A 25,031-nucleotide genomic window follows, 5' to 3' on the forward strand; every position below is an offset into this window, starting at 1 on the left:
CCGGTTGCCCGATTCCGGGCCACTCTGATTCGTAGGGCCGGGATTTCGGCACGGAAGAGCCCGGCCGCATCGGAGCGAGGAGTGTTTCGTGAGCAGATTCACTGATGAGATGTACGCGACGGGGCGCACGAGTACACGAGGGTTGATCACCGGCGAGCCGGACTCGCCGCGCAGGCAGACCTGGATGCAGATCCACGAGCAGGCGCGCTGCATGGCGGGTTGCCTGGCCGCGGACGGGATCGGACCGGGCGATGCAGTCGCGATCCTCGCTGGGTTCCCGGCCGACATCGCCCCGATCTGCCAGGGCGTATGGATGCGCGGCGGAAGCATCACGATGCTGCACCAGCCGACCCCGCGCACCGATCTCGACAGGTGGACGCGCGACACCGAGACCGTGTTGCACATGATCGGGGCGCGGATCGTGGTGCTCGGCGCGCCGTTCGACATTGCAGAGCCACTGCTGCGTGAGCGGGAGATCGAGGTCGTCACCGTCGAGCATCTGCGCGCGGGTAGGGCGATCGACCCGGTCGAGACCGCGGAATCCGACATTGTGCTGCAGCAGCTGACCTCCGGATCCACAGGATCGCCGAAGGCCGTACAGATCACGCACGAGAACTTCTACGTCAACGGCTACGCGATGTTCGAACGCATCAAGTTCTCGCTCGACGACGACGTCATGATCAGCTGGCTGCCGCTCTTCCACGACATGGGCATGGTCGGTTTCCTCAGCGTCCCGATGCAGATGGGCGGGGAGGTCGTATCGGTGACTCCGCTCGACTTCCTTCGGGCACCGATGTTGTGGGCGGATCTCATCACGAAGTATCGCGGAACTGTGACGGCTGCACCGAATTTCGCGTACTCGTTGCTGGCGCGCAAGCTGGCGCAGGCCGAGGACGGTGCGGTGGACCTGTCGTCGGTCAAGTGGATGTGGAACGGCGCAGAACCCGTCGACCCCGACACCATGGATGCGCTCGCGGAGGCGGGAACCCGTTTCGGGCTCGACCCCATGGCGCTGGCCCCCGTCTACGGGATGGCGGAGACGACGTTGGCGGTGTCGGTACCCGATCCCGGTCACGGGCAGGTGCTCGACGTCGTCGATCCGGATCTGCTCGAGTCGGGAGGGATGGCCGTGCCGTCGGCCCATTCGAACGCCCGCCGTCTACCGACACTCGGGCACCTCGTCTCCGGCCTCGAAGGCCGGGTCGTGGGTCGCGACGGGCAGGAACTTCCCACCCGCGGGGTCGGGGTCATCCAGCTGCGAGGCAAGGCCGTCACGCACGGATACGTCACGGTCGACGGGCTGGTACCCGCACAGGACAGCGACGGCTGGCTCGACACCGGCGACGTCGGCTACTTCACCGAAGAAGGACTCGTCGTCGTGTGCGGCCGGGTCAAGGACGTCATCATCATGGGCGGACGCAACATCTATCCCACCGATATCGAGCGCGTCGCGTGCGGTGTGGCGGGCGTGCGACCGGGCAATGCCGTCGCGATCCGGCTGGACGCGGGAGACAAGCGGGAGTCGTTCGCTGTGGCGGTGGAGACCAACCTCATCGACGATCTCGACGAAGTGCGCCGCATCGAGCACGACGTCGTGCACGCGGTGTGTGCGGAGGTGGGTGCACGTCCGCGCACGGTTGCGGTGCTCGGGCCGGGCCACATCCCGAAGACGTCGTCGGGCAAGCTGCGGCGCGGAACGTCGGCATCACTGCTCCGCTGATGCGGATCTTCGGTGGATCGGTGTTCGTCCACCGGTCAGAATTCCACCGAGGTGACGGAGGTCAGTGGATCCGGTTCTGAGCGCCTTCGAGACCGAGCTTCAGGAGCAGTTCGACGGCGTCGGCACCTTCCTCGCAGAGCACCCCGAGGTCTTTGCGCTCGGCGGAGGAGAACGGCTTCAGCACGAAGTCCGCCGGATCCTGACGACCGGGAGGCCTGCCGATCCCCATGCGCACCCGAAGGTATTCCTTCGTGCCCAGCGCCGATGACGTGGACCGCAGACCGTTGTGCCCGTTCTCGCCGCCACCCTGCTTGAGACGGATCGTGCCGTAGTCGAGGTCGAGTTCGTCGTGGATCACGATGATGTTCGCGGGCGAGACCGAGAAGAACTTCGCCAGACCTGCGACCGGGCCACCCGACACGTTCATGTAGGTGCGGGGCTTCGCGACGATCACCTGCCGTCCGTCGAGGCGGGCCTGCACGATCTCGGCGTTGCTCTTCTTGTGTGCGCCGAACTTCCCGCCGACCCGGTCGGCCAGCACGTCGGCAACCATGAAGCCGATGTTGTGCCGGGTGGTCTCGTACTTGGGACCGGGGTTTCCCAGGCCCACGACGAGCGCGGTGTCCTCGCTCACGTGCAGGTCCTTCCTCGAACTGTGTGTGGCTGCGTTCTGCTCGGCGTTCTGCTCGGCAGAATGCGCGTACGGCGCGCCACCCCGAAGGATGACGCGCCGCACGAAAGATTTCACTGAGCCCGAAAGGTTCAGGTAGCAGGAGAGAGGCTCAGGCCTCTTCTTCTGCTTCCTCGGTCGTAGCTGCATCGTCGGCGTTCGCCTGTGCAGCGGCCTCGACGATGTTCACGAGCAGCAGTTCGGGATCGTCCTGCAGGGTCGCGCCTGCGGGAAGCTCGACACCACCCGCGAGGATCTGGGTACCGACGGGAGCGCCCTCGATCGACACCGAGATCTCCTCGGGGATGTTGAAGGCGTCGGCCTCGATCTTGATGGTGTTGGCCTCGGTGACGACGAGCGCGCCGGAGCCGGCGATGCCCGTGAGGACGACGGGGACCTCGACGGTGACCTTCTCGCCCTTCTTCACGACGAGCAGGTCGGCATGCTCGATGTTGCGGCGGATCGGGTGCATGGTGACCGACTTGGTGAGCGCGAGCTGCTCGGTGCCCTCGACGTCGAGGGTCAGGACGGCGTTGGTGCCGTGGTTACGCAGGACTGCTGCGAACTCGAGGGCGCCCAGCGACAGGTGCTTGGGGTCGGTGCCGTGGCCGTACAGGACGGCGGGGACCTGGCCGGCACGACGGGTACGGCGGGCGGCGCCCTTACCGAACTCGGTGCGGACAGCGGCTACGAGACGGTTCTCGTTGGACATGATGCAACGGCTCCTACGCTAGTGAACTCTCACGGGGTCGGTCTTCTCGGCGAATGCGGGACCGGACACGCACGGCAGTAGGAGCGATTTCCACGCTCTGAGGAGCCGCGGCCGCGTCGATCACGGTAAACCGACGATTTCACGGTTCACCCTCGCCGAGACAACTCGACATACTTTACCGGATCCGAATGCGCAATGCGAACGGGCCTCACTGTGCGAGCGTGCGCACCGCGACGAGGAAGCGATCGACATCGGCGGGGGAGACGAAATAGTGCGGTGAGGCACGCACCACCGCTTCGAGTTTCCGCTGCGACATGTCGAGGAGTGTGGAGCTGCGTGAGCTGACGGTCACGGTGATCGACTGTGCGGCCAGCGCGTCGCGCACGGCCGTCGGCTCCATGCCGTCGACGGTGAACGACACGATCCCGCTGAGTGGGGCACCACGATCGTGCCCGTCGAGTGGGGCACCACGATCGTGCCCGTCGAGTGGGGCACCACGATCGTGCCCGTCGAGTGGGGCACCACGATCGTGCACGGTGACACCCGGGATCCGTCCGAGCCCGTCGCGGGTGTGCTCGGCTCGGTAGGCGATGGCCTCCACCACGGCGTCGACTCCGAGATCGAGCAGATAGTCGACGGCGGCGCCCAGACCCAGCCGGGCCGCGACGTCGGCCTCCCACATCTCGAAACGCGACGCGTCGGGAGCGAGCTCGTACGTGTCGGGGGACGTCCACGTCGCACTGTGCAGATCGATCGCCGCAGGCTCGAGGTCGGCGATCAACCGGGGACGCACGTGGAGGAACCCGGTACCCCGAGGGCCGCGCAACCATTTGCGACCGGTGCCGGAGAGGGCATCGACGTCCAGTTCGGGCACGCTCACGGGCAACTGTCCCACCGATTGGCACGCATCGAGTAGCACCAGCGCCCCCACGGCGTGTGCGGCGTCGGATACCTCGCGGACCGGATTGACGAGACCGCCGTTCGTCGGTGCATGCACCACCGAGACGAGCTTGACGCGTTCGTCGAGCAGATCGTGCAATGCCTCGATGTCGATGCGTCCTGTGTCGTCGGAGGGGACCACCTCGACTCGCGCGCCGGTGGCGCGGGCGCGTTGCAGCGCCGCGACCGCGTTGGCGGCGTATTCGGCCTGCGACAGCAGAATGCGGTCGCCCGGTTCGAGCGGCACCGCGTAGAAGAACGACGTCCATGCCCGCGATGCGCTGTCGGACAACGCAACGGATGAGGCGTCGACTCCGAACAGCCGTCCGAGGGAGGTTTTGACCCCGGCGAGGTCGTCGAGGCGTTCGTTGGCGGCAGCGTATCCGCCGATCTCGGCCTCGCGTCGTAGGTGAGCGACGACGGTATCCACGACCGGGGCCGGTGGAAGCGACGACCCCGCACTGTCGAGGAACACCCGTTCGAAACACCCGGGAGTGTCGCGGCGGGCCTGCTGCACGTCGAGCATGGAAGTGGGCCTCCCTCTCCTGTCGTCACGATCTCCTGCCGAATCTAGTGTGGTCGATGCGGCGCCGGAGCGTTCTACGGGCGTTGCGCCGATACGCGCGTTAGGCTCGCTCAGTGACCGGGCCCACCGACAGAGGAGGGTGGATCGAGTGGTGATGGCGATGGATGCGGCGATGCCGCGCGCCGACAGGGAACTCGGTCCGCGCGCCTCCGCAGAGGAGTACGTACGGCGGGTGAGCTTCCGATTCGGCCCGCCGCGGCTGATCGGCGCGGAGCTCGAATGGCTGACTTCACGTGCCGACGGAACGGCTTCCAGGCCGGAACTCACGTCGATCGTCGAAGCACTCGGACCTCACGCTCCGAAGGCCGTCGCGCCGTCGTCCTCGGCTCGCCCGCTGCCGTCGGGGAGTTCGGTCAGTCTGGAACCGGGCGGACAGGTGGAGTTGGCGAGCGTGCCCTGCACGTCGGCGCGGCAGACGGTGGATCGTCTGGGTGCCGATGCGAAGATGCTGCGGTCGTTGCTCGCACGCCGCGCGGTGTCGATGCTCGGCAGTGCCACCGACGAGATCCGGCCGCCGCACCGTCTGCTCCGCACACCGCGGTACTCCGCGATGGAATTGCGATTCGACCGGATCGGCCCCCTCGGGCGTCTGATGATGAACAGCACGGCCGCGGTACAGGTCAGCGTCGACGTGGGAGTCGACGACGCCGAACTCGCTCGTCGCTGGGAGCTGCTCCACGCGATCGGCCCCGCCCTGATCGCCGCGTTCGGGTGTTCGCCTGTGCTGCGAGGTGCTCCGGAAGGGGAGTGGGTGTCGCAGCGGATGCGCACGTGGCTCTCGCTCGATCCCGAGCGCACCGCAATCGTGACCGATCCCCAGAAGTATCCGGCGTGGGCGCTCGACGCCCCGTTGTTGTGTGTCCGATCGGCAGACCAGGAGTGGCACGCGCCACCCGGGGCCTCGTTCGCGGAGTGGCTCGACGGCGGTCTCGACGACGAGCTCCGTCGCAGGCCGACTTTCGCCGATCTCGACTATCACCTGACCACGCTGTTTCCGCCCGTGCGTCCGTGCGGTCATCTCGAGGTCCGGTACCTGGACGCGCAGCCGGGCGATCTGTGGCAGGTGCCGATCGCGACCATCGAAGCGCTGCTGAGGAGTTCGGAGGTCATGACGGAGGCGGCGGCGATCGCCCGGCCGGTACGTGAGCTGTGGGCCGAGTCGGCGCGACAGGGGTTGGCTGCCGTCGAGTTGCGCGCCGCCGCAGTGGGGTTGTTGTCGTTGGCCGCGGAGTCCTCACCGGACATGAGATTCACCGCGGCGCTCGATGCCGCCGCGACGCGTTGTATGCGCGGACAGTCGCCGGGGGTGGCCGAGCGGTGAAGATGCTGCGGGACCGCCTCGAACGCGATCTCCAACGCGCTCGTGCTCGGACATGCGCGCTGACGGATATCGCAGATACCGAACTGACTCGGCAGCATTCACCGCTGATGAGTCCTCTCGTGTGGGATCTCGCGCACATCGCCAATCAGGAGGAACGCTGGCTGCTGCGTGAAGTCGCGGGCGGCGGGCCGGTGCGCGAGGGGATCGATGAACTCTACGATGCGTTCCTGCATCCCCGCGCGAGCAGAACCGAGCTTCCGCTGCTCGATCCCGACGGGGCGCGTCGGTACGCGGACGAGGTGCGCGAACTGTCATGGAAGGTTCTGCAAGACAGCAACTTCGACTCCGAGCTCACTCGCGACGGTTTCGTCTTCTCGATGATGGCGCAGCACGAGCAGCAGCACGACGAAACGATGCTCGCGACCCACCAGTTGCGTGTGGGTCCTCCCGTGCTCGACGCCCCGGAGGCGCCACATGCCGCGACTCCGCCGGAGCATGGTCGAGTGTTGGTCCCGGCGGGAGAGTTCGAGATGGGCACCTCGACCGACCCGGGGGCGCTCGACAACGAGAAACCCGCGCGCCGGGTGTATGTGCCCGCTTTTCTGCTCGAGACGGTGCCCGTGACCAACCGGCGCTTCGCCGGATTCATCGACGACGGCGGCTACCGGCGCCGCGACCTGTGGAGCGACGCGGGGTGGGCGCACCGCTGCGACGCGGACCTCGAAGCACCTCAGTTCTGGCGTCGCGACACCGAGGGTCGTTGGTGGCGGCGCAGTTTCGGTCGTGAGATACCCGTGCATCCGGACGAACCCGTCGTGCACGTGTGCTTCCACGAGGCCGACGCGTTCGCGCGCTGGGCCGGAGCGCGCCTTCCCAGCGAGGCAGAATGGGAGAAGGCCGCACGGTGGGATCCCGAGACAGGACGCAGCCGGCGGTACCCGTGGGGAGACGACGACCCCGATCCGGAGCACGCCAATCTCGGCCAGCGCCACCTCGGTCCGGCTGCGGTGGGCGCCTACCCGGCGGGGGTATCACCGCTCGGCGTGCATCAGTTGATCGGTGACGTGTGGGAGTGGACGTCGTCGCGCTTCGAGCCCTACCCGGGATTTCGTGCGTTCCCGTACAGGGAGTACTCGGAAGTGTTCTTCGGCGGCGACTTCCGTGTGCTCCGCGGTGGTTCCTTCGGGACCGACCAAGTTGCCTGTCGCGGTACATTCCGGAACTGGGATCATCCGATCCGCCGCCAGATCTTCGCCGGTTTCCGTCTTGCACACGATGCGCCGGAGTCGGACGAGGCGCCGGATGTGTAGACACCTGGGGTACCTCGGCCCGGACGAGTCGGTGGCGTCCCTGCTCACTGACGGTCCGAATTCGCTCGTGCGGCAATCGTGGACACCGACCGACATGCGCGGCGGTGGCACCGTCAACGCAGACGGCTTCGGGGTGGCCTGGTGGTCGGACCTCGGTGTTCTCGGCCGTTACCGCTCGCCGCAACCGGTCTGGGCCGACCCGTTCGTCATCGAGGGGCTGCCGACGATCAGATCCGAAGCCGTGATGATCGCGCTCCGTTCCGCGACGGTGGGAATGCCGGTGGAACGTTCTGCCAGCGCACCGTTTTCGGATGGCCGGTGGGCTTTCAGTTTCAACGGGGTGGTGCGAGGATGGCCGGGTTCGCTCGTCGAACTCGCGGAGAATCTCCCGGTGTCCGAACTCCTCGAACTCGACTCACCCACCGATTCTGCTGCGCTGTGGATGCTGTTGCGCTCGCGACTGCGTTCGGCGGAACCGGAACCCGCGTTGATCTCGCTCGTCCACGACGTCGTCACGCGGTCGCCGGAGTCCCGCCTGAACATGTTGCTGTGCAACGGATCCGGGTTGTGGGCGACCGCGTGGTATCACTCGTTGTGGACGCTCGTGGACGAGAATGTCGCCATTGTGAGTTCGGAACCGTTCGACGACGACCAGCGCTGGCAGCAGGTCCCCGACAAGCACCTCGTCCATGCGATACCCGGCAAGCTCGTCGTCACTCCACTGGAGGTGTCCGCTACGTGACCATCGACGTGTACATCACGCCCGAAGAGTTGGACGAGACACTGCGCGCTGATGCGCGCAGTGGACTCACGTCCACTCCCAAACGCTTGTCGCCGACGTGGCTGTACGACGAGCGGGGAAGCGAGTTGTTCGACAGGATCACGTCGCTACCCGAGTATTACCCCACCCGAACAGAATTCGCGTTGCTGCAGAAACACGCCGCGGACATCGCGGAAGCGGCGAAACCCGAGATGCTGGTGGAGCTCGGGTCGGGCTCGTCGGAGAAGACCCGGGTGCTGCTCGACGCGCTGGAACCGTACATCCATACGTATGTTCCGCAGGACGTGTCCGAGCCGGCACTGAGCGCGGCGGTGCGTCGCCTGTCTGCCGAGTATCCGGACCTGGCGGTGCGCGGCGTGGTCAGCGATTTCACCGGTTCTCTCGAGCACCTGCCTGCGGGCGGACACCGCATGGTCGCGTTTCTCGGCGGTACGATCGGCAACTTCGCGCCCGGCGAGCGCGCCGAATTCCTGTCGAACCTCGGGACGATCCTGAACACCGGCGAATGGCTGGTGCTCGGTGCCGGTCTCGTCGTCGACCTCGATGTCCTCATCCCGGCGTACGACGATGCTGCCGGGGTGACAGCCGAATTCGACCGCAACGTGCTGCGCGTGCTGAACCGTCGGCTCGACGCCGATTTCGATCCCGACAAGTTCGTGCACCGCGCTGTGTGGGACGCCGAGAACGAATGGATCGAGATGCGACTCGAAGCGACAGAGGCGATGACGGTGCACGTCCGAGATCTCGATCTGGAACTGACCTTCGCTGCGGGGGAACAGATGTGCACGGAGATCTCCGCGAAGTTCCGGTTGGCGGGCATCGGGAAGGAGCTCGACGAGGCGGGATTCACCGTCCGGCACGAATGGGTCGATCCGGACGGGAGATTCGCGCTGTTCGCTGCATCCCGGCGGTAGCGTCGAATCAAGGAGAGTTTCCTCCTGTCGTGCGGGTTTCCGTTGACTCACGACCCACGGAAACCCGGACAACCTGAGGAAAGTCGCTTTCGCGTCTACAACCCTCGCGCCACCACCGCATGCGTGACGCGGTCGTCGATCGACGAGACCGGGTCCTCGCGTCCCACCCACCTCTCACCACCGAAGTACGTCTCGACGATGTTCTCGGCGGTGCGTGTCGCGAGGGCCTGCGTCGTCAGGGTCGGGTTGGGGCCGCCCAGGCTGTTCGGGAGCGCCGAGTTGTCGGCGATGTAGAGACGCTTGACCCACCGGGCTTCCCCCGACGCATCCAGCACGGAGTTCTCTTCGCGAGAACCCATTCTCATGCTCGACTGTGCATGCAGGATCAACGGCGGCCAGTCGCAGCGGTGCACCGACTTCGCACCCGCCGCGCGCATCAACTCGATGGCCTTGCGGGTGCAGTACTCCCGGTTGCGCCGGGTGCGGTCGGACCTCGTGCGGTGCTGCATCGTCACGCGCGGAACCACTCCGTGCTCGTCGGCAGGTAGTAGACCGGGCACGCTCACGCGGTTGCCGGGTTCGACGTCGTCGTCGGTGATCACGAGTGCGCCGAGGACACGGTCGGCATCGGAGAGTGTGCTCAGCAGATCGCGACCGACCAGTCGGCCGAGGCTGTCGGCTCCCGCAGTATCGACCACACCACCCGCGCGACCGTAGCCGTGGATCCCCGAGTCGCTGTAGCCCAGCGAGTACGCCAGCAGCGCCGGCGGCATGCCCACCTGCTCGATCGCACCGTATCCGGGAAGGTCGACACGCGCATTCGAGCCGGCACCACGGGTTTCGCCGGTGTACTCGTCGAATACGCCGAACACCGCATCCATGTGGTGGTCGGTCAGGCCGCGTCCGACCCACTCGTGTGGGTCGGGTAGTTCCGAGTTGAGCCACAGGCGCGGCGATTCGATTGCTCCCGCAGCCAATACGACGACCGGAGCTTCCGCTTCGTGCTCCTCACCGTCCGCCGTCAGGAATCGGACGCCGTGCGCCACCGTCTCCCCGGAGACCTCGTGGACGAGGATCTTCGTGACCGCGGCGTCGGTCACGAGAGTGACGGGCCTGCCGTGCGGTGACCACGCGTCGGCGGTGAGCATCATCGGCACGTACGAGTTGTCCGTGGATCTTCGGGCCTTGAGATTCCGCGGCGCACCCAGCGGCAGAGAACAGCCCTGATAGCAATGCCCGCACATCGTGCAGCCGCGAGCCTGCGGATGATGCAGCAGCGCGGGGTCGCGGGTGCGTCCGGCGGTACCGCCGGGCTGCAGGATCGCGTTCTGCTGCGCGCGATGCGCCGGGCCGGTGGTATCGAGCGACGTCTGGTGGGGGAGACCCATCGCTGCCGCGCCGCGCAGAAAGATTTTCTCCTTCGTGCCCATGGGCGCGGTCTGCACGGGCAGTGTCGCCTCGACCCACTCGTAGTAGCGGCGCAGTTCGTCGTACCCGAAGGGGAACAGGTGCTCGGTGTCGTACATGTCGCGGTCGGCGCCGTCGTAACCCTCGAACACACCGGGCATCGCGCGGGGCGAGTTGCCGAAGTAGTGGAGCGTCGCGCCGCCCACACCGGAGACCTGCCACACGAACGAATTCTGTGGGAGGTCGCGCAGCCACGGCCCTTTCGACCGGTCGCCGGGACCTTCGCGGAGGAACCCGGTGATCGGGTTGTTGGCGTCGTTCTCGAAGTGCGTCCACTGGTTCTCGGGGTCGTCGAAGCGTGGCCCGGATTCGATCACCAGCACGTCGAGACCCCGTGCGGCGAGTTCCTTCGCGACGACCGGCCCGCCGCCTCCGGCGCCGATCACGATCACATCGGTCAACGTCACCCCTCCGCTCGATCGACGCCACCGTAGTAGCCCTGGAACTCGTCCCACCCGTCGCTGACGCCTTCGTAGCCCGACAGCTCCCAGCCCACCGGACGTCCGGTGAGTTCACGGCGTTCGAGATCGAACGCGGAGACCTCCGAGTAGGCGACGAACGCGGCCAGCGTGGGGATGGCATTGACCGCGTACTCGATGGGGCGACCCGGGAATTGCGGCTCGGTGTCGAGCAATTCGAACACGTGCGCTTTGACGTCGTAGGACAGATTCGCGAACGGTGACGCGAACGGCCCCGCGACGGACGCGGGATCGGCAGTGACCGCGAAGAGATCGACGAGCGCCGCGATCGCGGCAGAGCCCGTGACGTCGATGCCGAGATCTCCGAGAAGCGGGATGGGAACTGCCAGGTCGAACGTGCGCTCGAGCGTCTGGGCGGTGCCCGGTGTGACGCCGCCCGGTGACTCGGTCGCCACACCCTGGTGCTGCGAGTACGGGTCGCTTCCAGGGACGACGAACGCCAGGATTCCGTTGATCGTGTCGCGGACGGAAGGGTTCGACTGCGCAGGCTGTGCCGCCGCTTCACCGCTGAACGACCAGGCCACGCTGGTCAGTGCCGCGCCGGTCGCCGCAACACCCGTAAGGAATCGTCGTCGACTCCACAGTGCATTCGTCTCCACGCCCCACCCTTCTCGGTCCGGGCGAAGCTTACGGAAGTTCCCCGCGGATCTCCGGGAACGGCGCGTCCACCCGGCCCGGTTGCACAGCGGCGCCTCGACACGGAAACTTCGGAACCACGACGTCCCGCCCCCACCCTCTTGCTCATGGCGGTCGCGACCGGATGCTGCCACCCAGCACTCCCACCGTTCGACCACGAGAGTTACGGCGCGACCCTCCGGTTGCTCGTCACGCTCGTGCGGAGGTATCCGCGGCTTCGCACCCGGCAACCACCGCGTTCGGCGTCGTCGTGCTCATCGCCTCGTTGGGTGCGCTCGCCGCTGGCGGGTCGTCGCTGTGGTGGTTCGGCATGAGGCTCAGCCGTTGTGAGCCGTCACCCAGGTCGCGATCCGTGTCCGGGACGTGACGCCGAGTTTTGCGAGGATTCGCTCGACATGCCCGTCGACGGTGCGGGGAGAGATGACGAGTTTGTCGGCGACGGCGCGGTTGCTCATGCCGTCTGCGACGAGCCGGGCGATCTCGAATTCTCGTTTGGTCAACGGCGAGGTGTCCTTGACCACCCGGACTGGCAGCGACGGCTGCTCACCCAGGGCGAACGACACGGCCTGGGTGATGGTCATGCCTTCCGGTGGGGATGACAGCTTGTCGAACGTACTGTCGCCGAGGGAATTCCGGGCCGCGTCACGGGCGGCATGCGAATCGTCGGTCGTGTGCGGGCCGAACGCGCCCACGGTGGTGCCCAGTCGTGTCCACACGACTGCGGCGACCCCGAACAACCGTGCGGACAGCTCGGCGTCGGCGCGGGCGACCGCGGCCCACGCAAGGACCTCAATGGACAGAGCCGTGCAGATCTTGTCCTTGTAATGCTGCTGGATGCGCAGAGCTTGCTGAGAAGCATCCACTGCAGCGGTGGTGTCACCCCGGTGGACGTGCACGAGCGCGGACACCCACAGCGCATAGGCGTGGTTCCATTTCTCCCCGTATCGATCTGCCAGTTCGAACACCCGGGAGCAGGTGGCCAGTGCTTCGTCGTGGAGGCCTTCGTAGCATTGCGCCATCGCGAGCTGGAACTCGGCGGTGAGCACCGACGCGGTGTCGTCGTTGTCGCGGTGCACCGCGATTGCGGCGTGGAAGAGGGTGATCGCGTGCGCGGTGTGCCCGCTGAACAATTCGTGCAGACCCCGCCAATGGTCGGCATGCGCGCGAAGCGTGACGTCGCCGAGTGCGGTGGCGAGAGAGCTGCATTCGGCGAGGTAGCGATGGGCTGCGTCGTGGTCGCCCTGGATGAGCGCGATCCACGCGGCCACCCACAGTGCATCGCCACGCTCACGCACCGGATCGGCCAGATGGTCCAGAACCTGCTCGACGCGGCGCCGACCGTACGACAGGTAGCCACCTGCAATCCAGTGATAGCGCAATGCGACCGCGAATTCCGCTGCGACGGGTACCTCGCCGGCCGTGCGGAGAGACCAGTCGAGGGCGGCCATGAGGTTGGCGTGGTCGCCTCGCAGCTGCGCCAGAACCCCGGATTGGTCCGGGCCGCACCAATGTCGGACGGACGTCGACGCGAGAGCAGCGAAGTGGTCGCGGTGCCGAAGGCAGAGGATGTCGGTGTCGCCGGCTGCCTCGAGCAGTTCGCTTCCATACTCCCGCACGGTCATGAGCTGGTTGTAGCGAACCGGATCCGATGACCGGTCCACGATCACGAGGGACTTCGCGATCAGCCGGTCCAGCAGGTCGAGGACGTCGCCCGAACGGATGTCGCCGAACCCGCACACGGCCTCCGCAGCGTCGAGATCGAACCCGCCTGCGAAAACCGACAATCGTGCCCACAGCGAGCGCTCTGGGCCGGAACACAATTCGTAGCTCCAATCGACGAGCGCACGCAACGTCTGCTGGCGAGGCAGTGCGCTCCGATCGCCGCCGGTGAGCAGGGCGAAACGCCGGTCGAGCCGTTCGACGAGCTGAGCGGGAGAGAGCAAGCGCAACTTCGCGGCGGCGAGCTCGATTGCCAGCGGAATACCGTCGAGTCTTCGGCACAGCTGAACCACTGCAATGACATTGGCGTCGGTGAGCTCGAAATCGGATACCGTGCTGCGGACTCGCTCGACGAGCAGTGACACGGCTTCGAAGTGAGCGACCTCGGCTGCACGGTAGTGCTCCGAATGCTCCGGTAGGGAGAGCGGCGGCAGATCGTAGATCTGCTCACCGGCGATGCGCAGTGGCTCACGGCTCGTCGTGACGATCCGGATCTCGGGAGCAGCCGCGAGGATGGCGGCGACAAGTTCGACGACGGGCGAGAGCAGATGTTCGCAATTGTCGATGACGATGAGCATCTGCCGTCCGCGCACCCGGTCGGTGAGCTTGTCGACCACCGGTTTGCTCGATTGGTCCGTCACCCCCAGGGCCGCAGCTGCGGCAGCCGCGGCCGCCCCCGGATCGCCTACGGGTGCCAGGTCGATCCACGCAGGTGCATCGCGGAAGACACGCCCGGTGCGGTCGACGAGTTCCTCGGCGAACCGCGTTTTACCCACACCTCCGGGGCCGACCAACGAGACGAGCCGAGATTGCTGCAGGCATGAGCGGGCAGCGTCGAGTTCGTGTCGACGCCCGACGAAGCTCGTCATGGACCTACCGGCCATGGATCGAGGAGGGGATGTGTGCGAAGGCAGCGCGGACTCCTGGGTGTTCTCGGGGACGCCGCCGAACATACCCCACTCGCTGTGACGGGTAACACAGGTAGCGAAGGGGGTAATTCACCCCGTGTCCGGCGGGTGTGATGCGCGTCATGGTTGTTCTCGACCTTCTCCACTGCGATTCACGAGGAGCCACGCTATGCCTTTCCCCCGTTCCACGACCCCCGATGTCGACGTCATCGTGGTGGGCGCCGGCTTCACCGGGCTGTACGCCCTGCACAAGTTCCGCGACCTGATGGGCCTGTCGACCAGGGTTTTCGATGCTGCAGGCGACGTCGGCGGGACGTGGTACTGGAACCGGTACCCCGGTGCTCGCGTCGACATCGAGTCGGTGCACTACTCGTACTCCTTCTCGGAGGAACTCCAGCAGGAATGGCATTGGAGCGAGAAGTTCGCTGCACAACCCGAGATCCTCGAGTACCTGAATCACGTCGCGGACCGATTCGACCTCCGCAAGGACATCACGTTCGAGACCCGCATCGAGTCGGTGGTGTGGGACGACGATGCCCGCTTCTGGACGGTGACCACGCACACCGGGGAGACCGTGACCGGCCGGTACTTCATCTCGGGTGCAGGCAACCTGTCGGTGCCGAAGACACCGGAGTTCCCGGGCATCGACGCATTCGCAGGCGAGACCTACCTGACGGGCAATTGGCCGCACGGAGGCGTCGACTTCACCGGTAAGCGGGTAGGCATCATCGGTACGGGCTCGAGTGGCATCCAGGCCATCACGGAGATCGCAAAGGAAGCCGGGCACCTCACCGTGTTCCAGCGGACCCCGAACTACGCGACCCCGATCGGCAACGCCCCGACGGACGAGACAGAGATGGCCCAGGTCAAGGCCAACTACAAGGAGTTGCGCGACGCCGCGCGCAAGCACTTCCTCGGTGTGCCGTACGACCAGGTGCAGGATTCGGCACTCGAGGTCTTCGCGCACGAGCGACGCCGAGTGTTCGACGAGCGCTGGGACGCCGGCGGCTTCCGGCTGTTCATCGACAGCTTCCGCGACATCCTGTTCGACAAGGAAGCCAACGACACGGTGTCGGAGTACATCCGTGAGCGCATCCACGAGCGGGTGAACGACCCCGAGGTCGCGAAGCTCCTCGCACCGGTGACCTACCCGTACGCGACGAAGCGGCCCCCGCTCGAGACGAACTACTACGAGACGTACAACCGTGACAACGTGACACTCGTCGACGTCAAGAACGCACCGATCGAGGAAATCACCACTTCGGGCGTGCGTACCGGCGGCATCGAGCACGAACTCGACGTGATCGTCCTGGCCACCGGATTCGATGCGATGACCGGCCCGCTGCTGGCCATGGGCATCGTCGGACGCGACGGGCTGCGCCTCGAAGACAAGTTCGCGGACGGTCCCCGCACGTATCTGGGCCTGATGATGCACGACTTCCCGAACCTGTTCCTGATCACCGGGCCGCAGTCCCCGTCGGTGCTCTACAACATGCCGTTGGCGATCGAGGACCACGTGGACTTCGCAGCGGCGTCCATCGAGTACCTCCGGGGCCGAGACCTCGACACGATCGAACCGGTCGCGGACGCGGAGAACGCGTGGGTCGAACACTGCGCGGAACTCGCGAACTCGACGTTGATGCCGAACACCGACTCCTGGTACATGGGCGCAAATATTCCGGGCAAACCCCGAGTGTGCCTCGTGTATCTCGGTGGCGCGCCGACCTACCGGGCCAAGTGCGCCGAGGTGATCGAACGCGGCTACGAGGGATTCACTCTCGTCGGCGCCGACACAGGCGCGAAGCGCGTCTCGCTCGCGTCCTGATCCGACCTACCCACACCTGGACATCGAGGAATTCCCATGGCTCTGGACGACCACGTAGCCCAGCTCATCGAGGCACTGAACTCTCAGGGGTTCACCTCGTTCGAACAACTCTCCGTCGAGCAGGCACGCGCAGTGATCGACACTTTCACCGGACTTCAGGCTCCCGCGCAGGACGTCGCGCGTGTCGTGAACCTCACCTTCCCGGGAGGCGGCGGTGATCTGCCGGTGCGCATCTATGTTCCCGCGGCGGCAGGGCCGGTGCCCGAGACGCCGTTGCCCGTGGTGCTCTACTTCCACGGCGGCGGCTTCATCGGCGGGAGCATCGACGTCGCCGACGAACCCTGCCGTGCGGTCGCCAACGGCACGGGAGCCATCGTGGTGTCCGCCGAGTACCGATTGGCCCCCGAGCACCGATTCCCTGCCGCGCCCGACGACGCCTGCGCGGCACTGAACTGGGTCGCCGCGCACATTGCGGACTTCGGCGGTGACCCGGACAACATCGTGATCGCCGGCGACAGCGCCGGTGGCAACCTCGCGGCCGTGACGGCGCTGCGCGCCCGCAACGAGGCAGGGCCGAGTCTGCGTGGGCAGGTGCTGATCTATCCGGTGATCGACCCGAGCGCGGAGTTCCCGTCGACCCGCGAATATGCGGAGGGCTACGTCATCACGAAGCGGGGGCTCGACTGGTTCTGGATGCAGTATCTGGACGCGCCCGGCGACGCGAGCAACCCGTACGCAGTACCGTCCCGCGCCGGTGATCCGAGTGGTCTTCCTCCGGCGCTCGTGCTCACCAACGAGTACGAGGTCGGGCGAGACGAGGCCGAGGACTATGCGGCCAGGTTGGAGGCCGCGGGCGTCGACGCGACCGTTCGCCGATTCGACGGGCTCGTGCACGGTGTGTTCTGGATGTCGGGGGCGGTGCCTCGGAGCAACGAGGTTCTTGCTGCCGTCTGTGATTACATCGGCTCGATCACGGTGCCCAGCGCAGTGCAGTGAACGGACGGCCCGGCGCGCGACATGTCGCGCGCCGAGCGAGCCGATTCGTCGGAAATGCCGTACGTTGGTGACGTCGACCTTGACGATCGGTTGACGATTCTTTGGGAAAGTCGGTGGTCGGCGTGCGGGGAGGCACACGGTCGATGGCGGTTGCCGTCGTCGCGTCCGTTGTCGTGCCGTCCGCGCTCACGGGATGCGCGACTGTCATGGCAGGAACACCGACCGAGACACCGTCCGCTCCCGTCGAGTACCTCGCCCCCAATACTCACAGTCGTTCGATCATCCCGGCCGACAAGATGCTGCTCGAAGTCGCAGAGAGACTGCGACGGCTCGACCCGTGCGGACTGCTACCGGAAAAGGTGATTGCCGGATACGGCGAAGTGCGTCAACTCGGGCCGCAACTCGCACTCGACACGTGCACGGCCGTCGCACACCCGCCCGGGGGAGCGAAGCACGACGAACTGAACGTCACCATCGACCTGTCGCCTGCGCCGACCACGGATGGCCGACTCGACAGGTCGTTCGGCGACACCGAGGTCTATCGGACCACCACAGCGCGCGACAACTCCGCAGGCTGCACGTTGAGATTCGCGCTGGACATCCCCGTCACCGTGACTGCCGACGCGGTTCCACCCACGCGGTTCGCCACGATCGAGGCCACGCAGTACCGCTCCGACGAATCGATCGGCGACGTGGTGCCGGTGTGCGATGTGGCAGCGGACGTCCTCTCGGTGACGCTGGCGCGGGTGCCGTCGTTGCCGGCACGACCGACCAGCGGTCAGGGCAGAATCCGGCTGGCAGCGGCCGATCCGTGCGAGATCGTCGGCAGCTTCGCACCGGAAGATCTGGTCGGATGGCAGATCGGCAGCGATCCGTACCGGTGTGTCCTCACACCGCACGCGGACAACGCCGCGCCGCAAACGTGGAGCATCCACTACGGACTCGAGCCCGAATTCGTGCCCACCGAAGGCGACGACACCCGCGAAGTGATGTTCGACGGCCTGACATTGCACATTCGCGAGTCCGGCGATTCCTGCCGGATCTCGGCACCGGTCGAATCGGTGATCGACACCAATCGGCCCGGAGTGGAACGGCACAACTGGTCGGGTGGACGCAACGTTCCGGTGGTCGTCCTGACCAGCGACACCCCGAACTGCGACGAACTGGTCCCGCTCACGGTCGAAATCGCCGATGGTGCTCTGACCTGACGGCTCGCCGTCGTAGTCGGCCTGCCGGATGCGTTCTCGGGCTTGTGATCGAAAAGTGCCCGAGAACGCCGCGGCGGTGCTCTTACTTCGCGGCGCTCAGCCGAGCCTTCTCCAACGCGGCGAGGGTGCGCAGCACGGTCGCCTTCTGCTTCTCGAGATCGCTGCGGCGAGCACGGGCCGCAAGGCCCGACTGCTCGGCGACCAGCGCGAGCTGGGCATCGATCGCGGAGAGCTGATCGAGCAACGCGAGTGCGCGGCTCTGGATCTCGTCGAGGTCGACGCTCGTAGTGGCTGCGGCCGCAGCGGAGGTACGGCGGGAAGCCGACGCCGCAGGGCTCGACGAGCGCGACGTGGAGCTCGACTTCGTGGCGGCCGGTTTGTCGGCGACGATGGCTGCCGCGCGGGGGCGCAGGGCCTTACGGACGAGCGCGGGATCCGGCTGCTCGTCGAGGCGAATGTCGTTGAGGGCACGGCGCGCATCGCGTGCGGCGACCCGGTGGTCGTACTCTTCCTCGTCGTCGGACTGCAGAGTGCCGCCGATGGGACGCAGGCCGTAGGTGCCCATGAAACGTCGGGCCTCGTCGATCACAGATTCGTGTCCGCGGCAAGTGGTGCAACGAGGTTCGTTTCGGAACTCTTCTACCGAGTCGGTGTCGCCGCACCACACGCAGGCGCCGGGCGACCACCTTTGCGCAATCCGATTTGTCGGGGTTTCCAGGGAGGCCTCGAGAGTCTGCGCGTCGATCACGAGGAGCCACCCTAGGTCAAACGACCCGGTGTCCGCTGCCCGGGGTCTGATTCGACCTGCGACGTTCCACGGCGGCGTGATGAAGATCATCGATGTACGTGCGGTGACGGTTGTGTGACGTGAGTGTGACGACAAACCATTGTGCTGCACGACATTTGCAAACCGAACGGTTTGGTCGGCCGCGAGGCCGATCACGTCGCCATGGCAGCCGTGAGCCACTCGACGAGGGGACGGAACTCCCGCCACGAACCTCGCACCTCGTCGAGGGTGCGAGCGGTGTCGAGCCACGGCGGTGACACCTCGGTGCGGCCGGCATGCAGTGTCTTGTACCGCAACAGGTCGATGCGCGGATGATCCACCGAGAACCCCCGCGGACGTGTCTTCAATTGCTCGCCGTCGATCTCATATCCGGCGCGTGTCATGCGGCGCACGATCTTGTCGAGTTCGCTGCCACGACGCTCGTCGTCGATCGCAGAGCGGAGCCCGGCGAGCTGAGCCGACGTCGCGGCATAGGATCCGCCGGCGATCCGTAGCCCCGCAGCGTTGATCTCGGCGTAGAACCCGATACCAGGACCGGTAGCGACGTAGCCGCCCTGATGGGTCTTGTACGGGAGTTTGTCCTTGCTGAACCGGACGTCTCGATACGGACGGAACGCCTTACCCTCACCGAACTCGCCTTCGAGTTCGCTGAGCAGGGCAAGCATCGGGCCGCGCACGCAGTCGTCGTAGACGGCCTTGTGCGCGGCCCAGAATGCTCTGCTGTTGTCGGCCTCGAGATCCTCGTAGAAGTCGAGCGCCGCGACGGGAAATCCTGTGAACATCCCGTCAGTCTGCCCTGCGTTGGAACCGGTCAGGCGACGCCGTTGAAGAGCGACGTGACGGAGCCGTTCTCGAACACCTCGCGGATCGTCTGCGCGAGCAGCGGTGCGATGGTGAGCACGGTGAGCGAATCGAACTGCTTCTCCGGGGGGATCGGCAACGTGTTGGTGACGATGACCTCCTGCGCGCCGCATGCGGCGAGGCGCTCGGCGGCCGGGTCGGAGAGCACGCCGTGCGTGGCGGCGATGATGACATCGCCCGCGCCGGCCTCGCGCAGGATCTTGACGGCGCCGGCGATGGTGCCGCCGGTGTCGATCATGTCGTCGATCAGGATGCAGGTGCGGCCCTCGACCTCACCGACCACGCGGTTCGACTTCACCTGGTTCGGCACCAGCGGGTCGCGGGTCTTGTGGATGAACGCGAGGGGAGCGCCGCCGAGAGTGTCGGCCCACTTCTCCGCGACACGCACGCGACCCGAATCGGGGGAGACGACGGCGATGTTGTCGACGCCGTACTTGCCGCGGATGTACTCGGCGAGCTGACCCTGCGCGTGCATGTGGTCGACCGGGCCGTCGAAGAAGCCCTGGATCTGGTCGGTGTGCAGGTCGACCGTGATGATGCGGTCGGCGCCTGCGGTCTTGAGCAGATCGGCGATGAGGCGGGCCGAGATGGGCTCGCGTCCGCGGTGCTTCTTGTCCTGGCGTGCGTACGGGTAGAACGGCAGGATCGCAGTGATGCGCTTGGCAGACCCACGCTTGAGCGCGTCGATCATGATGAGCTGTTCCATGACCCACTCGTTGAGCGGGAACGGGTGGCTCTGCAGCACGAACGCGTCGGAGCCGCGCACCGACTCCTCGAAACGGACGAAGGTCTCGCCGTTCGCGAAGTCGCGGGCGGTCTGCGGGGTGAGGGGGACGCCGAGTTCCTTAGCGACCTGCTCTGCCAGCTCGGGATGTGCCCGGCCGGAGAAGAGCATCAAGTTCTTCTGGTTGTCGATCCAATTGGTCACAGGTCCTGGCCGTCCTTCTGGCGCTCGTGATCGTGCTCTGCTTGCTGTGCGTGCAATGCTGCCTCGGCAGCGTCGGTCCCAGCGCGGTTTCGCTGGACCCACCCCTCAATATTGCGCTGTGGCGCACCCGACACCGCCAGTGCCCCCGGCGGGACGTCGCGGCGCAGCACCGTTCCGGCACCCGTGTAGGCCCCGTCACCGACGTTCACCGGCGCTACGAACATCGTGTCGGAACCCGTGCGGACATGCGATCCCACCACCGTGCGGTACTTCTCGACACCGTCGTAGTTCACGAACACGCTCGAGGCGCCGATGTTGGAATGTTCACCGATCTCGGCGTCGCCGACATAGGTGAGGTGGGGGACCTTCGAATGGGCGCCGATCTGCGCATTCTTGGTCTCGACGAAGCCGCCGAGCTTGCCGTGCGCACCGAGCTCGGTGCCGGGGCGCAGGTAGCTGAACGGGCCGACGGTCGCGTACGCGCCGATCGTCGCGCCCGAGCCGTGTGTGCGGACCACGGATGCTCCCGCGCCCACCTGCACATCGGTGAGTGTGGTGTCGGGGCCGATCTCGGCGTCTTCGGCGATCGCGGTACGGCCGAGGAGCTGGACACCGGGATGCAGCGTCACATCGGGGGCGAGGACGACCTCGACGTCCACCCACGTCGTCGACGGGTCGAGCACGGTCACGCCCTCCCGCATCCAGCGCTCGAGGAGACGCCGGTTGAGTTCGGAGGTCAGCGCGGCGAGCTGCACACGATCGTTGACGCCGGCTACGCGCATCGCGTCATCGGTGTACACGGCACGGACGACGTCGCCGCGGCCACGGGCGATGCCGATCACGTCGGTCAGGTACAGCTCGCCTTGAGCGTTGTCGGTGCTCAGCTCGCCGAGCGATGTCCGTAGCCGTGCGGCGTCGAATGCGTACACACCGGAGTTGACCTCGGTGATGGCGCGCTCGGTGGTGGTGGCGTCCTTCTCCTCGACGATCGAGGCGACGTCTCCGTCGGTGGTGCGCACGATGCGTCCGTAGCCGGTGGGTTCGGTCACCGTCGCGGTGAGGACGGTGACTGCCGCGGGCTCGGGATCGGCGTGGGTCTCGAGAAGCTCACCGATGGTGTCGGCACCCAGCAGCGGCACGTCGGCCGCGGTGACGACGATGGTGCCGGTGAAGTCCTCGGGGAGTTGCGTCAGACCGCACTGGACGGCGTGACCGGTGCCGTTCTGGGCGTCCTGGACCGCGATGGTAACGGTGCGTCCGAGTTCTTTCGCGAGGTCGGCGACGGCTTCCTCGACACGTTCGCGTTCGTGGCCGACCACCACGACGAGGTGAGCAGGATCGACGGCGGCGGCGGCGTGCAGGGAATGCGAGAGCATCGAGCGGCCGCCGAGTGTGTGCAGGACCTTCGGTGTCTTGGATCGCATTCGCGTTCCCGCTCCAGCGGCCAGGACGATCATCGCGGTCTGCACTTGCATGTAGCTCCCTCGGCGCGGCGTGCGTGCGTACGCCCCGACGACGTGCGCACTGGAGCTCGACGGCTCCGGCAAATGTCCCCCGCTCCGCCGCCAGGACTCGAACCTGAACTATCTGAACCAAAATCAGAGGTGCTGCCGATTACACCACGGCGGACTACGACACCCCCGTGGCATCGATCCCCGGGCGTGCGCCCCTGATCCTCGCACGAGACGGAACGGAGGTCGAATGTGGGGGCGGATATCGCGGGTGTAGCTAGGGTGGTCGGAACAAGCCGGACAACGGTGCCGGTGTGGTGCCGTGGGAGAAGGAGTCAGGTGTCGCGATCATCGCAACCTTCCGCCGAACGCAATCCGCGCATCCGTATGACCGGCACCCAGCGGCGTGAACAACTGATCGAGATCGGGCGTGCCCTGTTCGCCGAACGTGGGTACGAAGGGGCGTCGATAGAAGAGATCGCACAGCGGGCGCAGGTGTCCAAGCCTGTGGTGTACGAGCATTTCGGAGGTAAGGAAGGCTTGTATGCGGTGGTCGTGGATCGGGAGATGACGATCCTGATGTCGATGGTCACCGAATCCCTGACACGCAACCGGTCGCGCGTCCGTGTGGAGCGTGCCGCTCTCGCACTACTCACCTATGTCGAGGAGCGTACCGACGGTTTCCGCATTCTCGTGCGGGACTCGCCGATGGCGGCCGAGGAAGGCACCTACTCGAGCCTGCTCAACGAAGCCATGCGTCAGGTCGGCCAATTGCTCACCGGAGACTTCTCACGTAGAGGACTGAACCCCGAGCTCGCGCCGTTGTACGCGCAGGCGCTGGTGGGCATGGTTGCGACGACGGCCACGTGGTGGCTCGACGAGCGGACGCCCTCGAAGGAAGTGGTGGCCGCGCATCTGGTCAATCTGTGCTGGAACGGCTTGACCCGCCTGGAAGCCGATCCGACGCTGGGAACCGACTGAATCGCCGTAGATCTTCATTGCTTCACCGCATTGTGTCGTTTTCGGGACCTATGTCACCTGCATGCGGTTTGTCTGTCGGTGTTACGGTATGCGGGCTGTCGCCTATCGAGGCCACAGCAAGGTCGGTATGAGGTAAACTGCCCATTCTCATACTTGACGCTGGGTTCGGTGGTTCGGCTGTCACGGTCGTTGCACGAGGGAGGCGGTGGGCATGGCGCGCCAGGTTCGGGCGGAAGTAACGCGCGACGCAGTACTCGGTGGAGCAGCAGAAGTCTTCGTGCGGCTCGGATACGCCAATGCGAGCCTCAACGAGATCATCGACGAGGCGGGCGTCACCAAGGGTGCGCTCTACTTCCATTTCGGTTCCAAGGAAGAGCTTGCCCGCGGTGTCATCGATGCAGGTGTCGAGCGATTCGGTGCCGCCGCGCGAAGCAAGATGGAGCAACGCGCGCCTGCACTCGAAACCGCGATCGAGGTCTCGGTCCTCAACGCGACCCTGTCCGAGTCCGACCAAATCGTGCGTGCGATGTACAGGCTGCTCGTGGAGATCGGCGATTACCGCGGGGTCGACGCCGCACCGTTCGGCCTCTGGTTCGACTCTGTGCAGGGGCTCATCCAGCGCGCCCGCGACGAAGACGACCTGGTGGAGTCCGTCGACGTCGACGCGGTATCTCTTCTGCTCATGCAGACGGTCACCGGTGCGCGGATCGTGTCCGAGGCGCTGGGCCGTCCGGATCAACTGGCCGAACAGATCGAATCGCTGTGGTCGATCCTGCTGCCCGCGCTCGTACCCGCAGACAAACTCGGGTATTTCCGTCAGTTCGTCTCGCGACGGTTGCGCGTCTCGTAAGGTCGCGCTGTGAACTTCGGACCCTTCGACGCGAAGCAGGCCCCGAGCGCACTCGCGCGCGCCATCGACGATCTCGGACCCGACGTCGTGGTCACATTCTCGGCGGTGCCTGCTCTGTTGACCGTCCGGCAGGCAGCGGATGTCCTCGGCGGCTCACGGCAGCACATCGCACAGCTGATCGATACCGGTGCCCTGCCCGCCGAGTTTCACGGACTGCACCGCAGGATGTCGCGTGCCGATGTGCTTGCCTACGCCGATCGACAGGGGCGGATCCGTACAGAGGTGCTCGACAGTCTTGCCGAACTGTCACGCCGCGAAGGTCTGTACGACGAGTTCTGACGATTTCGAAAAAGGGGGACGGGCGTGCCGGTTCGGGTGGTCTTGGGGGCGACCGCATTGGTCCGACCGCGAGTTCGCGACATCGCGTTGGCTTTCGCCGAAGACGGTCACTGCCAACCGTTCTGGAGCGACGGCATCGTCGCGGAGGTGGACCGTCGGCTGCCGTCGGATCTGCCGCGCGCAACCCGGGACTATCTCTTCGCGGAACTCGAGCGGGCGTTCCCCGAGGCGCGGGTCACGTGGCCGACCACCGTATTGCGGGAGGTGCCGTATGTCGTCGACCCCGCGGAGACACACATGATGTCGGTGGCGTTGCTTTCCCACGCCGACGCCGTGGTCACCGAAACACCGATGCTCGCGAAGGCCCTCGAGCGAGTCGACGTCGAGCCGTGGACCGCAGACGCTTTCGTCACCTTCGTTCTCGACGCGGCTCCCGACGCAGCGCAGCGCACTTTGCTGCGTGTGGTGCGCCGCCGATGGCTGCCGGCGCAGCCGGGCGCCACCGAGGCCGACGGCCCCACCGACGCCGAGCTGCTGGGCCGGCTCTCCGAATGGGCGGGACGGGCGCTCGGTGGCAGCAGCGCGAGCCTCCTCGCCGCCTATGCCGATGAGGCGCGGTTCCGGTAGCTCTATGCCCTGGCCG

General features: G+C 66.3%; 22 protein-coding genes and 1 tRNA gene. 12 read left to right on the plus strand and 11 right to left on the minus strand.

Annotation, left to right across the window (positions count from 1 at the left end):
• Positions 1 to 88 precede the first annotated feature (88 nt).
• Positions 89 to 1,720, plus strand: a complete 1,632-nt coding sequence (locus ACFWCF_RS17930) for a fatty acyl-AMP ligase (protein ID WP_378563951.1) — start codon at positions 89 to 91, stop codon at positions 1,718 to 1,720.
• Positions 1,721 to 1,781: 61 nt separating this feature from the next.
• Here ACFWCF_RS17930 and pth read toward each other — a convergent pair whose 3' ends face one another.
• The 3 genes from pth to ACFWCF_RS17945 all read right to left on the minus strand — a co-directional run bounded on the left by pth (position 1,782) and on the right by ACFWCF_RS17945 (position 4,567).
• The gene (gene pth / locus ACFWCF_RS17935) at positions 1,782 to 2,354 is read right to left on the minus strand and encodes an aminoacyl-tRNA hydrolase (RefSeq protein WP_378563954.1); all 573 of its coding nucleotides are present in this window, start codon (positions 2,352 to 2,354) and stop codon (positions 1,782 to 1,784) included.
• Between the two features lie 148 nt (positions 2,355 to 2,502).
• On the minus strand, positions 2,503 to 3,102 hold the full coding sequence (locus ACFWCF_RS17940; RefSeq protein WP_378490433.1) for a 50S ribosomal protein L25/general stress protein Ctc: 600 nt from the start codon (positions 3,100 to 3,102) through the stop codon (positions 2,503 to 2,505).
• 208 nt (positions 3,103 to 3,310) lie between these two features.
• On the minus strand, positions 3,311 to 4,567 hold the full coding sequence (locus ACFWCF_RS17945; protein ID WP_378563957.1) for an aminotransferase class V-fold PLP-dependent enzyme: 1,257 nt from the start codon (positions 4,565 to 4,567) through the stop codon (positions 3,311 to 3,313).
• A 154-nt stretch (positions 4,568 to 4,721) separates the two neighbouring features.
• Here ACFWCF_RS17945 and egtA point away from each other — a divergent pair, with 154 nt between their 5' ends.
• From egtA to egtD, 4 genes are read left to right on the plus strand one after another with little or no spacing between them, the layout of a single operon-like run.
• Positions 4,722 to 5,948, plus strand: a complete 1,227-nt coding sequence (gene egtA / locus ACFWCF_RS17950; protein WP_378564082.1) for an ergothioneine biosynthesis glutamate--cysteine ligase EgtA — start codon at positions 4,722 to 4,724, stop codon at positions 5,946 to 5,948.
• A 2-nt stretch (positions 5,949 to 5,950) separates the two neighbouring features.
• Positions 5,951 to 7,258 carry an ergothioneine biosynthesis protein EgtB gene (egtB, locus tag ACFWCF_RS17955; RefSeq protein ID WP_378490453.1) on the plus strand — a complete coding sequence of 436 codons (1,308 nt, stop codon included), beginning with the start codon at positions 5,951 to 5,953 and terminating at the stop codon, positions 7,256 to 7,258.
• Entirely contained in the window at positions 7,251 to 8,000 is a 750-nt protein-coding gene (gene egtC, locus ACFWCF_RS17960) for an ergothioneine biosynthesis protein EgtC (RefSeq protein WP_378563959.1), read from the plus strand. Before egtB ends, egtC begins: the two co-directional genes overlap by 8 nt.
• Entirely contained in the window at positions 7,997 to 8,953 is a 957-nt protein-coding gene (egtD, locus tag ACFWCF_RS17965) for an L-histidine N(alpha)-methyltransferase (protein ID WP_378563961.1), read from the plus strand. The genes egtC and egtD overlap by 4 nt, the downstream gene beginning before the upstream one ends.
• A 95-nt stretch (positions 8,954 to 9,048) precedes the next feature.
• Here egtD and ACFWCF_RS17970 read toward each other — a convergent pair whose 3' ends face one another.
• The 3 genes from ACFWCF_RS17970 to ACFWCF_RS17980 all read right to left on the minus strand — a co-directional run bounded on the left by ACFWCF_RS17970 (position 9,049) and on the right by ACFWCF_RS17980 (position 14,123).
• Positions 9,049 to 10,821: a GMC family oxidoreductase N-terminal domain-containing protein gene (locus ACFWCF_RS17970; protein ID WP_378563963.1), complete on the minus strand. Its 1,773-nt coding sequence runs from the start codon at positions 10,819 to 10,821 to the stop codon at positions 9,049 to 9,051.
• A 2-nt stretch (positions 10,822 to 10,823) separates the two neighbouring features.
• Positions 10,824 to 11,498 (minus strand): twin-arginine translocation signal domain-containing protein, encoded by a 675-nt coding sequence (locus ACFWCF_RS17975; protein WP_378490429.1) that lies wholly within the window; start codon positions 11,496 to 11,498, stop codon positions 10,824 to 10,826.
• Between the two features lie 354 nt (positions 11,499 to 11,852).
• Positions 11,853 to 14,123 (minus strand): LuxR C-terminal-related transcriptional regulator, encoded by a 2,271-nt coding sequence (locus ACFWCF_RS17980; RefSeq protein ID WP_378563965.1) that lies wholly within the window; start codon positions 14,121 to 14,123, stop codon positions 11,853 to 11,855.
• Between the two features lie 208 nt (positions 14,124 to 14,331).
• Between ACFWCF_RS17980 and ACFWCF_RS17985 the strand changes: the two genes are divergently transcribed.
• From ACFWCF_RS17985 to ACFWCF_RS17995, 3 genes are all read left to right on the plus strand, one after another.
• Positions 14,332 to 15,987 (plus strand): flavin-containing monooxygenase, encoded by a 1,656-nt coding sequence (locus ACFWCF_RS17985; RefSeq protein ID WP_378563967.1) that lies wholly within the window; start codon positions 14,332 to 14,334, stop codon positions 15,985 to 15,987.
• 36 nt (positions 15,988 to 16,023) lie between these two features.
• The gene (locus ACFWCF_RS17990; protein WP_378563969.1) at positions 16,024 to 16,983 is read left to right on the plus strand and encodes an alpha/beta hydrolase fold domain-containing protein; all 960 of its coding nucleotides are present in this window, start codon (positions 16,024 to 16,026) and stop codon (positions 16,981 to 16,983) included.
• Between the two features lie 143 nt (positions 16,984 to 17,126).
• Positions 17,127 to 18,191, plus strand: a complete 1,065-nt coding sequence (locus ACFWCF_RS17995; RefSeq protein ID WP_378563971.1) for a hypothetical protein — start codon at positions 17,127 to 17,129, stop codon at positions 18,189 to 18,191.
• A gap of 82 nt (positions 18,192 to 18,273) precedes the next feature.
• Here the strand turns inward: ACFWCF_RS17995 and ACFWCF_RS18000 are convergent, their stop codons facing one another.
• From ACFWCF_RS18000 to ACFWCF_RS18020, 5 genes are all read right to left on the minus strand, one after another.
• A complete protein-coding gene (locus ACFWCF_RS18000) occupies positions 18,274 to 18,939 on the minus strand; it encodes a hypothetical protein (RefSeq protein ID WP_378563973.1) in 666 nt (221 codons plus the stop codon).
• A 191-nt stretch (positions 18,940 to 19,130) separates the two neighbouring features.
• Complete coding sequence (locus ACFWCF_RS18005; protein ID WP_378563975.1) at positions 19,131 to 19,760, minus strand: DUF2461 domain-containing protein; 630 nt, start codon at positions 19,758 to 19,760, stop codon at positions 19,131 to 19,133.
• A gap of 29 nt (positions 19,761 to 19,789) precedes the next feature.
• Positions 19,790 to 20,767 carry a ribose-phosphate diphosphokinase gene (locus ACFWCF_RS18010; RefSeq protein ID WP_378563977.1) on the minus strand — a complete coding sequence of 326 codons (978 nt, stop codon included), beginning with the start codon at positions 20,765 to 20,767 and terminating at the stop codon, positions 19,790 to 19,792.
• Positions 20,764 to 22,242, minus strand: a complete 1,479-nt coding sequence (gene glmU, locus ACFWCF_RS18015; RefSeq protein WP_378563979.1) for a bifunctional UDP-N-acetylglucosamine diphosphorylase/glucosamine-1-phosphate N-acetyltransferase GlmU — start codon at positions 22,240 to 22,242, stop codon at positions 20,764 to 20,766. The genes ACFWCF_RS18010 and glmU overlap by 4 nt, the downstream gene beginning before the upstream one ends.
• Positions 22,243 to 22,324: 82 nt before the next feature.
• Positions 22,325 to 22,396: transfer RNA gene (locus ACFWCF_RS18020), tRNA-Gln, on the minus strand.
• A 209-nt stretch (positions 22,397 to 22,605) separates the two neighbouring features.
• On the opposite strand from ACFWCF_RS18020, the gene ACFWCF_RS18025 reads away from it, so the two are divergent.
• The 4 genes from ACFWCF_RS18025 (at position 22,606) to ACFWCF_RS18040 (ending at position 25,015) form a co-directional block, all read left to right on the plus strand.
• Positions 22,606 to 23,199, plus strand: coding sequence for a TetR/AcrR family transcriptional regulator (locus ACFWCF_RS18025; protein ID WP_378564085.1), 594 nt, complete (start codon positions 22,606 to 22,608; stop codon positions 23,197 to 23,199).
• A gap of 211 nt (positions 23,200 to 23,410) precedes the next feature.
• The gene (locus ACFWCF_RS18030) at positions 23,411 to 24,049 is read left to right on the plus strand and encodes a ScbR family autoregulator-binding transcription factor (protein WP_378563981.1); all 639 of its coding nucleotides are present in this window, start codon (positions 23,411 to 23,413) and stop codon (positions 24,047 to 24,049) included.
• Between the two features lie 9 nt (positions 24,050 to 24,058).
• A complete protein-coding gene (locus ACFWCF_RS18035) occupies positions 24,059 to 24,388 on the plus strand; it encodes an excisionase family DNA-binding protein (RefSeq protein WP_378563983.1) in 330 nt (109 codons plus the stop codon).
• 24 nt (positions 24,389 to 24,412) lie between these two features.
• Positions 24,413 to 25,015: a PIN domain-containing protein gene (locus ACFWCF_RS18040; RefSeq protein ID WP_378563985.1), complete on the plus strand. Its 603-nt coding sequence runs from the start codon at positions 24,413 to 24,415 to the stop codon at positions 25,013 to 25,015.
• The last annotated feature ends 16 nt before the right edge of the window (positions 25,016 to 25,031 follow it).

The sequence above is a fragment of the Rhodococcus sp. NPDC060090 genome, assembly GCF_042729855.1.
In the GTDB taxonomy this organism is placed as follows: domain Bacteria; phylum Actinomycetota; class Actinomycetes; order Mycobacteriales; family Mycobacteriaceae; genus Rhodococcus.